The organism is Pseudomonas fluorescens (assembly GCF_018614655.1).
GTDB lineage: Bacteria > Pseudomonadota > Gammaproteobacteria > Pseudomonadales > Pseudomonadaceae > Aquipseudomonas > Aquipseudomonas fluorescens_BX.
Map to the genome: position 1 here is coordinate 180,172 of NZ_JAGGOG010000005.1, position 11,642 is coordinate 191,813.

Here is an 11,642-nt window from a genome sequence, read left to right on the forward strand (position 1 = left end):
AACATTTGGTGACTGACACTACGTATTCGCGAGCAAGCCCGTTCCCACATTTGACCGAGACCGACTCAGGAATGTGTGACAATACCCGCCACTTTTGAAACAACCCCAGAATCGACGCAGCCCATGACCGCTCCCAGCACACCCAAACCACCGCGCAAGAAGCCTAAACCTGCAACGCCGGCCAAACCCGTCGTTGCGCGCAAAGAGGCCACTCTGCACCCGCGTAACCGCCATCAGGGTCGTTACGACTTCCCGGCGCTGATCAAAACCACGCCGGAACTGGCAAAATTCGTGATCCTTAACCCTTACGGCAAGGAAAGCATCGACTTCGCCAGCCCTGATGCGGTGCGGGTGTTCAACCGGGCGTTGCTCAAAACCTTCTACGGCATCCAGCACTGGGATATCCCGGCTGATTACCTGTGCCCTCCCGTTCCAGGGCGTGCCGACTATGTGCACTTCCTCGCGGACCTGCTGGCCAGCGTCAACGAGGGCGTGATTCCCCGTGGCGCACCGGTCAAGGTGCTGGACATCGGCATGGGCGCCAACTGCGTCTACCCGTTGATCGGCTACAGCGAATACCGCTGGCACTTCCTCGGTTCGGAAGTCGATCCGACGGCCGTGGCCGCCGCCAAGGCCATCGTGCAGTCCAACGGGCTGAACAAGGCCATTCAACTGCGCCAGCAAAGCAATCCCAAGCATATCCTGCTGGGTCTGCTGGAGCCGGGGGAGCGTTTTGACCTGACCATGTGCAACCCGCCCTTCCACGCCTCCATGGATGAAGCGACCAAAGGCAGTGAGCGCAAGTGGCGTGCACTGGGCCGGGCCGACCCGAAACGCAAGCTGCCGGTGCTGAACTTCGGCGGCCAGTCGGCTGAATTGTGGTGCGAAGGTGGTGAAGCGCGATTTGTGACGCAGCTTATTGCCGAGAGTGCGCACTTCCAGCACAAAGTGCTGTGGTTCAGCACCCTGGTGTCAAAAGCATCGAACCTGCCAGCCATCCAGACCGCCCTGAAAAAGGCCGGCGCACTGGAAAGCCAGGTAGTGGAGATGTCTCAGGGCCAGAAACAGAGCCGTTTCGTCGCCTGGACCTTCCAGACCAAGAGCGAACAGCAAACCTGGCGCCAACGCTGGGTCCGTAAGGACTGATCGCCGCTACATTAAAAACACAAACGGCAGGCAACAAAAAACCGTGCCCGGATCGCTCCGGAGCACGGTTTTTTTTGCTGCGTCTTACTTGTTAACCGCGTCGGTCAGGCCTTTGGCCACAACCAGCTTGATAACTTTCTTGGCAGCGATTTCGATGGCAGCGCCAGTCGAAGGGTTACGGCCAGTACGGGCAGGACGCTCGGTCACTTTCAGTTTGCCAACGCCTGGCAGAGTGATTTCGCCGCCATTTTCCAGCTGATCAGCAACGATCTGGCCCAGTTGGTCCAGCAGAGCACGCACGGTGGTTTTCGGTGCGTCTACAGCTTCAGCCAGATCAGCGATCAGTTGGTCTTTAGTAATAGCCATTGTGGTGTTCCTTCCCTATCAAATTCATTTGGATTGCAGAGTGCAGTGTCAGCCATCGAGCCCGACCATCAAGGCCTGGCACCCACGGCTCTAAACCACGACAGATCGGGGTTATAGATACCTGAAACGGGGTTTGGTTCGACCTGACAGATGCTGAATGCACGCTTAACGCTGAGACTTCGCGTAAGACGGGGCAAAACTAGCACAGAGACGGGGAAATATCCGCCTCAACATGCCTATTTGGTCAGCTTTATCGCTCTAAACCGTGAAAAAAAGGCATATGGACCGTCGGACCACGCGCAAAACACCCTTCACACCCCCTGCGACCAGCGGGTGCGGTACACTGGCGACTTTTTCCGGGAGGCCGCCCTCCTCCCATTCAGCCAGCCGAGAAGCCCATGCCGATCCGTCATTGCATCGTCCACCTGATCGACAAAAAACCCGACGGCACACCCGCAGTTCTCCACGCCCGCGACTCCGAACTTGCCGAGTCAGCGGCCATCGAGAACATGCTTGCCGACCTCAACGAGAGCTATAACGCCAAACAAGGCAAGGCCTGGGGGTTTTTCCATGCCGAGTCCGGGGCGCATCCGTTCAGCGGCTGGTTGAAGGAGTATTTTGAAGGCAGCATGGATTTCACCGCGTTCAGCCGGGTAGCGGTGGAGCATCTGCAAAAGCTGATGGAGGAGTCCAACCTCTCCACGGGCGGCCACGTGCTGTTTGCCCACTATCAACAAGGCATGACCGACTACCTGGCCATCGCCCTGCTGCACCACAGCGAAGGCGTGGCGGTGACCGACCAGTTGGATGTAACGCCTTCACGCCACCTGGACCTTGGCCAGTTGCACCTGGCGGCGCGCATCAACGTCTCCGAGTGGCAGAACAACAAACAATCCAAGCAGTACATCTCCTTTATCAAGGGCAAGAATGGCAAGAAGGTCTCGGAATACTTCCGCGACTTTATCGGCTGCCAGGAAGGCGTCGACGGTCCGGGCGAAACCCGCACCCTGCTCAAGGCCTTCAGTGATTTCGTTGAAAGCGAAGACTTGCCGGACGAGTCCGCCCGCGAGAAAACCAAGACCCTGGTGGATTACGCCAGCAGCCAGGCCAAGCTCGGCGAGCCGATGGGCCTGGAAGAGCTCTCGGGGCTGATCGACGAAGAGCGGCCAAAAGCCTTCTACGATCACATCCGCAATAAGGATTACGGCCTGTCGCCGGAGATTCCGGCGGACAAACGCACCCTCAACCAGTTCCGCCGCTTCACCGGGCGCGCTGAAGGCCTGTCCATCAGCTTCGAAGCGCACCTGCTGGGCGACAAGATCGAGTACGACGAAGCTGCCGGCACGCTGATCATCAAGGGGCTACCGACTCAGTTGACTGACCAGCTCAAGCGCCGCAACTGATGCTGGGCGGGGTTCTGAAGAAGGTCCTGCTGGTGTTGCTGGTGGTGGTGGTTTTCCAGAACTGGGGCAAGATCGAGCGGGTGTTCAACCCGTCACAAGTGGCGCCCGAACAGATACGGGCCAATGCCCGAGTGACGCTGTACAGCACTGACTGGTGTGGTTACTGCCAGCAGACCCAGCGTTTTCTTGATCAGAAAGGCATTCCCTACAAGACGGTCGACATCGAGAAGGATGCCGAGGGGCGTAAGGCTTATGAAGCCCTGGGCGGCGGTGGGATTCCATTTGTGGAGGTGAACGGTACGCTGATTCGCGACTACAACCCGGATGCGATCATGGCGGCGCTCAAGTAACAGAGGCAATCACCTGTGGCGAGGGGGCTTGCCCCCGTTGGGCTGCGCAGCAGCCCCAAAACAGGCCATGGCGTTTTTTCTGAAAGTACGCGGAGGCGTTTATAGGGGCGGCTTCGCAGCCCAACGGGGGCAAGCCCCCTCGCCACAAAAGCGCACGCCTGACTAACCCAACCTACTGCAACTGAATGCGAAACCCCAACCGCGGAAAGTGCACATGCACCGTGCCGCCCTGTTCATCGGTACGACGCAGGATCAGTTCTTCCCGACCGGCAAACAGCAACTCACCCGCCACCGGATCGACGCCATAATCCGTCGCCGAGATGCTCACCTGCTGGCCAGCCTTGAAGCCATTCGGTTCGTCAAACAGCTCATTCGGCAAGGCGACTGGCGTGGAATTTCGCGCCACCTCCAAGGCTTGCTCGGCGCTCATTTCAGTCGCTGAACCATGACCAAAACCCATGACGCGCGCATGCCAGGCTGAAACAGCGGGATAAAGATCGACCAGCGGCGCAGTCACCGGCGTCGCCTTGAGAAACCACAACGGGTGAGCCATGGCAAAGTCGGCGATCGACGGCTCGCCAAACAGGAAGTCTCCCTGCTCGCGCTGCAACTGTTGCTCCAGACACCCCATGATAGCTGGCCACTGATGGCGCGCCTGCTCGGCCGGTATACGCGTAGCCGAGCCGCCGGTGAACAAGGCGGCACGGTCGGCGATAAACGCCTTGAGCGCTTCAGGCGGTAGTTTGGCAAAGCGTACCGCTACTGACTCGGGCTGGAACACGAGGCTGACGGCATGTGCGAACACTACCGAATCGGCCCAGGCGGCAAATGCCTGGGTGATCAGTTCTTGCCCCTCGGGAAACAACGCGGGCGAGGATTTCTCCTGCTCCAGGCGCCGGGCAATCAATGCGGTGTCACAGTAGACATCAGCACCGACCTGCAACACCGGCGTCTTGCGGTAGCCGCCAGTCAGGGCCGTGAGGCCGGGCTTGGGCATCACCGGCGAGATATGCACCGAGTACCAGGACAGGCCTTTGAAGCCGAGCAAAAGCCGAGTTTTTTCTGCGAATGGGGACGCCGGGTAATGGTGGAGGATCAACTCTGACATGCTGGAATCCGCTAAACGAGTGAAGACCCAGCTTAGCGCGCAAAAACCACCCGGCCTACCCATCGGCCTGATAGGAACTTATCAGTCAGGCTGATAAGCCCCCGGCTTGACTGGCGGCCAGGCACTCCTTGGCGCTCTTTTTCAGCTTCTTGATCAGCCGCTCCTGGCGCAGGGCTTCGCTTTTGCTTGAACAGGCTTCGGTGTAGACCAGCGCCACGGCCGGGCTTGAGAGGAAAAAACGCGCGCCCTTGCCGCTCTGGTGGGAGGCAAAACGACGCACAGGGTCATTGCTGATCCCGCAATACAACGACCCATTGGCCGCACGGACAAGATAGACAAACCAAGGTTTGGGCTCTGCGGCTTCAGCACAGCTCGACGGACTATTCACAGATTGATCTGGCCAACGATAAAGAGCCCTAATCTTATCAACGACTGGCCTGGAACGCCTTCAACCCTTTCAACGCCTGGGTACGCACCGCATTGCGTACCAACGGCGTCCAGCCCAGCAACAGGCCTTTCGTACCGAGCGCCTGGCGCGACCAGCGCCACAGGTCGAAGTCATCATGGTGCTCGCAGATCTTGCCGTCGCGAAACACGAAGCGCGCCTGAATATCGTTGACCACCGTGTTGCCGGTCTGGCTGAACAGGTAGGTTGCCACCCAATGGGCACTGCCAGTGATCTCGTCACTGTTCACTTGGTCGAAGGTCAGAGAAAAATCCTTGGCCCGAGTGGTCAGCATGCGCCACATGTCGCCGGCATCACGCCCACGCAACTCGCCGAACGCCGGGTCACTGAACACCACGTCATCGGTGTAGCAGGCGCTCATCGCCTCAGCGTCCAAGCGCTGGAACGCGCTGTAGAACTCGATGATCAAGGCGTTATGGGCGTCGCTCATGGGCAGCATCCGAAAAAGGGTCAGGAGCCGCTTACGATAGTGCGCAAGCGCCTGGAACACTATCGGTATTTATGACAGGAATGCCACGGCTACGCCCTTTAAGGCACCATGCCGCAACTGCGAGCATAGGCGAACAAATCCACATCGGTGGAAATACAGAGTCGATGCATGGCCGTACTTTTCTGTTTACTGATGGTGGAAATGCTGCGATTGACCCGCGCGGCGATCTGGCTGACGGTCATGCCACTGGCCAGCATCCGCACCACTTCCCGCTCCTTGCCGGACAATTGCGGCTGTTGGGACTGGTCACCGGTACCGGCCTGCGCCAGTTGCACCCGCAGGCACTCGCTGGCAAATGTCCGGCCTTCGCTGACAGCCTTGATCGCCGAGGGCAGCTCCTTGGCCGATGCACTTTTGGCAACGATGGCCTTGGCGCCATGAGCAAACGACGCACGCAGGGTGGCAACGTTGGCAAACATCGTCACCAGAATCACTGGCAACCTCGGATACTGACGGCGCAACAGGCTCAGCAGCCCATAACCATCAGCCTGCTGGTCACCCGGCATGGCGAAATCGCTAACCAGCAAATCGCAGGGCGTCGTACTCAACAACTTGAGCAATTGATCGGGCCCATCGGCCTCACCGACCACTTTGCACTTGCCGTTCGCCTCAATCACGACTCTTTGCCCGATGCGGACAATGGGGTGATCGTCGGCAATAATTACTCGAAGCATAGGAACTCACGGATGATGGCAACTTGAATCCGCGCAAAATAACCCCGCACGCGACCCCCAACAACCGCCGGCAAACGCTGGTTTTGCGTCCTCAACCAATGTTTTGTAGCCATCAATAACAGCCCTACAAAATAAAAAGAAAACACTTACATCTAACGCCTTCAACACTTCAGCGTAACGCCCTACAAGCAACCAGAAAACCGCCGACAAGTCACAGGCTATTCAAGTAAACAAGGTAACGGTGAAGGTCACTTTGAAACGCGTCCAGCTGCGACCGATTCAGCAGCACACCATGGGAATGAAGTTGTTCGATCAGTTGTGAACCTCTGGACTCCAGCTCCGTCGCGCCAAGAAACGCCAGGCTTCCCACCAGCCGATGAAGCCGTTCAGCCATCAGCGACGTATCGAGGGTATTACGGGCGTGATCCAGAAGCGCATTGTCTTCCCACGCTTCGGTGAGCAGGCTGCCAAGCATCTGGCTCACTACCTGGGTGCTGCCGAATGTCTCGATCAAGCTGTCACGAGTGGGCCAGGCGCTCACTACCAATGGTTGTTTTGACGCCGGCGGCACAACAACAGGAGGTCCAGGCAGCCAATGCATCAAGACCTCACACAGTTGCTCCAACGTCAGGGGCTTGAGCAGCCAGGCGTCCATACCGGCATCGTGGCACCGCTGAGGGTCGTCATGCACCAGGTTGGCGGTCAAGGCAATGATTGGAACACGCTGGCGCTGCTTGATCTGCTCAAGCAGGCGTATCGCCCGCGTCATACGGTAACCGTCCATGCGTGGCATCTGACAATCGGTGATGATCAGGTCGAATGGCTGGGCGCAGATAGCCGCCAAGGCACGGCGGCCATCACTGAACAGTTCGTGGCGCAGCCCGAGCTTTTGCAGGAGCCAGCCCATCAGGGCGCGATACGTTGGATGATCTTCCGCCACCAGTACGTTCAGGTGCTGCCAATGCGATGGCGGGTCGGTGGAGGCTTTCAGCTCCCGGGAAGGCCCTGGGCTGGAAAGTAAGCGGCCCCCCATGATCACCTCGTGATTGCTGGCAGACCTGCAGCACCCAGGGTTCACGATAAACCGGTGGGACTGACGCAGCAGCCAAAAGATGCACGGTGCAGCAAAACCATGACATTTATATGACCGCTATCGCCGATAAAAAAATACCCTTTGAATACCCATTTGACGATACAAAAACTACGAAAAAACTAGCTTTCCTGCGTCACCCAACAACTTATTCCGACACCCCATATATTGACTTCGCGTTATCCCGTCATTGTCGTATTAGTTGTATTTCCCCTGTCCCAACTGCCCGCTAAATTGCACACACCCCGCTAGAGGGTCCGGACTCGCCGCGTGCGGCATCCCAGAAGAAAAAATGACTCGCTACGCGGCAACCCATTCCTTGCACTTGTCGGGGTTGCCGCGGCGTGTCTTATCAGCCGACTTCACACTGGAACAACTAGAAATGAACAAGTCCCTAGCCTTGTTGAGCACCGCCCTGTTGCTCGCTACCGCTTCACCTGCTTTCGCCGCCAGCTCCGTCGACCTGACCGTCAAGGGCCTGATTACTCCCAGCGCCTGCACCCCAACCCTGCCCGGTGTTGTCGATTTTGGAAAAATCTCGGCCAAAGACCTGAACCTGGACAAACACACAACGCTTGAAGAAAAAACGGTCCAACTGACCATAAGCTGCGAGGCCAGTACTCTATTTGCAATCAACCCCATCGATAACCGAGCCGGCTCGGCGTCCACCATTAATTCCACCTATGGCCTGGGGCTGATCAACAGCACGGAAAAACTGGGTCGTTATTTCTTGATGTTCCGCAACCCAGTCACCGATATTCCATCAGAAATGTTGACGTTTAGCGCCGGAAAATGGAGCTGGCTCGGCGACGACGATGCCGCAATACCTAACCAGTTAATTGCCTTCGGAAGCTTCCAGAACGATGTCGGTTACTTGCCCCACCCCCTTCAAAGTGCGGCCGTGGAAATCGTGCTCAATACCGCCATCGCCCCGGCCAATACCCTGACTCTGACCAATGAAGTGGCATTGGACGGTTCGGCAACCCTGGAACTCAAGTACCTGTAACCCCTAGTGCTTCGATGCCCCTTCCTGATTAAGAGTTTTTTGCATATGAACACGTTTACCTTGCGCCTGCTCGCGACCCTGCTGTTCACCTCACCCGCCTTTGCCGCCAGCTCCGTCGACCTGACCGTCAAGGGTTTGATCACGCCCAGCGCCTGTACCCTCGACCTACCTGGCGTTGTCGACTACGGAAAAATCTCGGCCAAAGACCTGAATCTGGACAAACGAACCCCACTCGAGCTGAAAACGATTTCACTGACCATCAGCTGTGAAGCCCAGACCCTGTTTGCGATTAACCCCGTCGACAACCGACCCGAGTCAGGCGGCTACTACAGCTACGGCCTGGGTCTGATCAACGGCTCGGAGAGGCTGGGCAGTTACGACCTGACGTTCCACAGCCCGGTCGCCGATATCCCCTCGAAAATGTTGAATTTTCGAGAGGGAAGATGGATGTGGATTGACGACGATGAAGCCGTAATACCGAACTCATTGGTCGCCCTCGGTGAGTTCCAGACGGATGTCGGCTACTTACCGCATCCCCTCCAAAACGCCTCGCTGGACATCACCGTGTATGCCGCCATCTCTGCGGCCAATACCTTGACCCTGACCGATGAAGTGGCAATAGACGGCTCGACAACCCTGGAACTTAAGTACCTGTAAACCCAATCGACGTTCTGTTGAATTCTCCAGACAAAGGGCCTTTTACCTATGAACGCTTTTGCCTCCCGACTGATGCTGACACTGCTGTTCGCACCCTCGGCCTTTGCAGCCAGCTCCACCGACTTGGCCGTCAAGGGCTTGATTATTCCCAACGCCTGCGAGCCGCTGATCTCAAGCGGAGGGATTGTCGACTTTGGGAAAATGTCGGCCAAAGAGCTGAGTGCCGATCAACCGACCACGCTGCCTGGGCAAACCATACAGTTGAGCGTGAGGTGTGAAGGCCCGACGTTTTTTACCCTGAACACCATCGACAATCGCTCCGGCACCTCCGCCAATCACGCTAACTGGCATGGCCTGGGGATGACGTCCGAGGGTGAAAAACTTGGCGGCAGCGCGTTCCATCTTTACACGCCAATGGCAGACGGGGTTCCCGTACACACCATTACCTCCACCGACGGCGGTGCGACCTGGAAGGTCGACAGCATGCTCAGTCACTCGATGCTGACCGCCGTGGCGATGACTGATGGGCTGGTTCCCATTGCGGTTAGCTCTTTCGATGCCGAGATTAGGCTGCGCACCCACATCGCCCCGGCCAGCGGCCTGACTCTGACCGACGAAGTCCCCGTCGATGGCCACGCCACCGTGCAGGTCAAATACCTGTAACGGATGCCAACAGACTCAACCGAAAGGAACTCGCCCTTATGAAAACCACGCTCACCGCCCTCTCTGCCGGCTTGCTGCTCGTTGGCTCTGCCAGCACCTTCGCCGCCTCCACCGTCGATCTGACCGTCAAGGGCCTTATCGTACCGAGCGCCTGTACCCCGGAGCTGAGTCGCGGCGGAGTGATTGATCACGGCAAGATCTCCGCCAAGGACCTGCAAACCGACAAACCAACGCTGATTGGCACCCACGTCATGACCCTGGTGATGGTCTGCGACAGCGCCATTTCGGTTGCGCTGCACTCCATCGATAACCGCTCCGGCTCATCCCTCTTACCCACCGGTTATGGCCTGGGCCTGATCAACAGCGACCAGAAACTGGGCTGGTTCACCCTCATGTTGCGCAACGCAGTCGCCGACACCGCGCAGGTCCAACCAATCGCCTCCCAGGACGGTGGCAATACCTGGTATGGCGAAAGCACCTGGGATTCGGGCCTGTTCATGTCGATGGCCAGCATGAGTGACGACACTCAGCCGGTGCCAATGAAGGAACTGGCAGCGGAGCTGGTGGTGGACACGTTTATCTCCGCCACCGACAGCCTGGACCTGAGCAACGAGGTCACCCTCGACGGCTCGGCCACCCTGGAAGTGAAGTACCTGTGACACCCCGCAAGCCCATGCCAGACAGCTGTTTTCCAGCATGGGCCTTGTTGCGTAACGGCCGTAGTCCCCTTTGCCAGTGACCTCAACGATGAACACGCTCCCTCGCTTTTTGGCGGTACTGCTCTTGCTGGCGTCCACCCAGCCGGTTTTCGCTACGTCGTTTGTCGATGTCACGGTGACCGGCCGACTGACGCCGGATGCCTGCCATGTCTCGCTGTCTGACGAGGGCACCGTCGACCACGGAAAAATCCCCGCTCACACCCTCAGCCCCAACGAGTTCACCGTGCTGCCCAGCCGAATGTTGGAACTGACTGTGCAATGCACCCGCCCCATGCTGTTTGCACTGGTGGGTATCGACAATCGCTCGGAGTCGTCACTGGCCCCAGGGTTTTTCTACGGTTTGGGCAGAAACATTCATGCCCACGACGAGCGCCTGGGCTCAGTGGCGCTGTCCTATCGCGACCCAGTGGGCGACGCCCAGCCCATGCTGGTTCTGGCCTCCAGCAACAACGGTGAAACCTGGACGCCAGAGCCCAATGCGTACCCCAAATCCTATATCGGCTTCGCCTCGCCCGGTGACCGTCAGCCCGACTTCATACGCCAGTTGACCACCCGGCTACGGATCGACACCTCGATCAATTTCTCCCGGTACCTGACCCTCGACCAGGAGGTACCGCTCGATGGCTCCATCGTCCTGGATTTGCGCTACCTCTGACCCTTTCATCTTGCCCAATGGAACCCCCCGTCATGACGAGGATATTGTTGAAAATCACCGCCTGCTTTGGTGCCCTGGCCCTGTTGCTCGGCACCCAGGCACATGCGGACGGCATGGTGCCGGACACCTCCGTGGTGATCGTTCACGAAGCCGAGGGTGAAGCCGCGATTTCAGTGACCAACACCGACAGCCAACTGGCGCTGCTGCACGTCACCCTGGAAAACATTCCCGAGGACAACGAAGCATTGCTGGTGGTCACGCCACCGCTGTCACGGGTGGAAGCGTCGAAGTCGCAACTGGTGCGCTTCATCCTGCAAACCAGTCAGCCCCTCATGACCCAACGGCTCAAACGGGTGATCTTCGAAGGTATGCCGCAAAACCGGCCCGCCACCGAAGCCGGGCATGCCCGGGTGGGCGTGACGGTTCGCCAGAACCTGCCGCTGATCATTCATCCCAAGGGACTGGCGCGTAACCCCACGCCCTGGACCGGCCTGACCTGGTCGCAGGAAAACGGCACGTTACGGGTGCGCAATGACACGCCATATGTGGTGCGCCTGGCCCAGGAGCTGCTTCTGTTGCCAGGTGATGGCCGGGCTATGTTGCCGCGCACCTATGTGCTGCCGGGAGAAACCTTGAGCGTGCCCGCCACCGGTGGCGCAGCCGAGACGGTGCGGATACAGCCGGCCACCGTGTACGGCTTTGCCGTGGCGGCCTATGAAGCACCGATCACCCGCTGACGACCCACAGGCGCCACAGGACAGGACGGCGCCTGAATAACGAAGTGACGGCTCAATGACCGTCACCAGGTCGCCCCGTACCGCCGAAGTGACTCGGCGACGGGCGCCATCA

Annotated in this window: 15 protein-coding genes; 9 read left to right on the top strand and 6 right to left on the bottom strand. The window is 58.5% G+C overall.

The window, feature by feature from the left end; translation table 11 throughout:
- Positions 1 to 123 precede the first annotated feature (123 nt).
- Positions 124 to 1,146 (top strand): 23S rRNA (adenine(1618)-N(6))-methyltransferase RlmF, encoded by a 1,023-nt coding sequence (rlmF, locus tag J7E41_RS08565; protein WP_214991704.1) that lies wholly within the window; start codon positions 124 to 126, stop codon positions 1,144 to 1,146.
- An 84-nt stretch (positions 1,147 to 1,230) separates the two neighbouring features.
- Here rlmF and J7E41_RS08570 read toward each other — a convergent pair whose 3' ends face one another.
- The gene (locus J7E41_RS08570; RefSeq protein ID WP_214991706.1) at positions 1,231 to 1,512 is read right to left on the bottom strand and encodes an HU family DNA-binding protein; all 282 of its coding nucleotides are present in this window, start codon (positions 1,510 to 1,512) and stop codon (positions 1,231 to 1,233) included.
- 398 nt (positions 1,513 to 1,910) lie between these two features.
- Here J7E41_RS08570 and yejK point away from each other — a divergent pair, with 398 nt between their 5' ends.
- The gene (gene yejK / locus J7E41_RS08575; RefSeq protein ID WP_214991708.1) at positions 1,911 to 2,915 is read left to right on the top strand and encodes a nucleoid-associated protein YejK; all 1,005 of its coding nucleotides are present in this window, start codon (positions 1,911 to 1,913) and stop codon (positions 2,913 to 2,915) included.
- Positions 2,915 to 3,265 (top strand): glutaredoxin family protein, encoded by a 351-nt coding sequence (locus tag J7E41_RS08580; RefSeq protein ID WP_214991710.1) that lies wholly within the window; start codon positions 2,915 to 2,917, stop codon positions 3,263 to 3,265. Before yejK ends, J7E41_RS08580 begins: the two co-directional genes overlap by 1 nt.
- 172 nt (positions 3,266 to 3,437) lie before the next feature.
- Here J7E41_RS08580 and J7E41_RS08585 read toward each other — a convergent pair whose 3' ends face one another.
- The 5 genes from J7E41_RS08585 to J7E41_RS08605 all read right to left on the bottom strand — a co-directional run bounded on the left by J7E41_RS08585 (position 3,438) and on the right by J7E41_RS08605 (position 7,036).
- A complete protein-coding gene (locus J7E41_RS08585) occupies positions 3,438 to 4,373 on the bottom strand; it encodes a glutathione S-transferase family protein (protein ID WP_214991712.1) in 936 nt (311 codons plus the stop codon).
- Between the two features lie 85 nt (positions 4,374 to 4,458).
- Positions 4,459 to 4,761 carry a GIY-YIG nuclease family protein gene (locus J7E41_RS08590; RefSeq protein WP_214991714.1) on the bottom strand — a complete coding sequence of 101 codons (303 nt, stop codon included), beginning with the start codon at positions 4,759 to 4,761 and terminating at the stop codon, positions 4,459 to 4,461.
- Between the two features lie 37 nt (positions 4,762 to 4,798).
- On the bottom strand, positions 4,799 to 5,269 hold the full coding sequence (locus tag J7E41_RS08595; RefSeq protein ID WP_214991715.1) for a nuclear transport factor 2 family protein: 471 nt from the start codon (positions 5,267 to 5,269) through the stop codon (positions 4,799 to 4,801).
- Between the two features lie 98 nt (positions 5,270 to 5,367).
- Positions 5,368 to 6,003 carry a response regulator transcription factor gene (locus J7E41_RS08600; RefSeq protein ID WP_169356226.1) on the bottom strand — a complete coding sequence of 212 codons (636 nt, stop codon included), beginning with the start codon at positions 6,001 to 6,003 and terminating at the stop codon, positions 5,368 to 5,370.
- Positions 6,004 to 6,214: 211 nt separating this feature from the next.
- Positions 6,215 to 7,036: a response regulator gene (locus J7E41_RS08605; protein WP_214991717.1), complete on the bottom strand. Its 822-nt coding sequence runs from the start codon at positions 7,034 to 7,036 to the stop codon at positions 6,215 to 6,217.
- A gap of 439 nt (positions 7,037 to 7,475) precedes the next feature.
- Here J7E41_RS08605 and J7E41_RS08610 point away from each other — a divergent pair, with 439 nt between their 5' ends.
- The 6 genes from J7E41_RS08610 to J7E41_RS08635 all read left to right on the top strand — a co-directional run bounded on the left by J7E41_RS08610 (position 7,476) and on the right by J7E41_RS08635 (position 11,530).
- Positions 7,476 to 8,099 (top strand): DUF1120 domain-containing protein, encoded by a 624-nt coding sequence (locus tag J7E41_RS08610; protein ID WP_214991720.1) that lies wholly within the window; start codon positions 7,476 to 7,478, stop codon positions 8,097 to 8,099.
- A gap of 45 nt (positions 8,100 to 8,144) precedes the next feature.
- The gene (locus J7E41_RS08615; RefSeq protein ID WP_214991722.1) at positions 8,145 to 8,756 is read left to right on the top strand and encodes a DUF1120 domain-containing protein; all 612 of its coding nucleotides are present in this window, start codon (positions 8,145 to 8,147) and stop codon (positions 8,754 to 8,756) included.
- 48 nt (positions 8,757 to 8,804) lie between these two features.
- Entirely contained in the window at positions 8,805 to 9,419 is a 615-nt protein-coding gene (locus J7E41_RS08620; protein WP_214991724.1) for a DUF1120 domain-containing protein, read from the top strand.
- A gap of 38 nt (positions 9,420 to 9,457) precedes the next feature.
- The gene (locus J7E41_RS08625; RefSeq protein ID WP_214991725.1) at positions 9,458 to 10,078 is read left to right on the top strand and encodes a DUF1120 domain-containing protein; all 621 of its coding nucleotides are present in this window, start codon (positions 9,458 to 9,460) and stop codon (positions 10,076 to 10,078) included.
- 88 nt (positions 10,079 to 10,166) lie between these two features.
- On the top strand, positions 10,167 to 10,793 hold the full coding sequence (locus J7E41_RS08630; protein WP_214991727.1) for a DUF1120 domain-containing protein: 627 nt from the start codon (positions 10,167 to 10,169) through the stop codon (positions 10,791 to 10,793).
- A gap of 32 nt (positions 10,794 to 10,825) precedes the next feature.
- Positions 10,826 to 11,530, top strand: a complete 705-nt coding sequence (locus tag J7E41_RS08635; RefSeq protein WP_214991730.1) for a fimbria/pilus chaperone family protein — start codon at positions 10,826 to 10,828, stop codon at positions 11,528 to 11,530.
- Positions 11,531 to 11,642 lie beyond the last annotated feature (112 nt).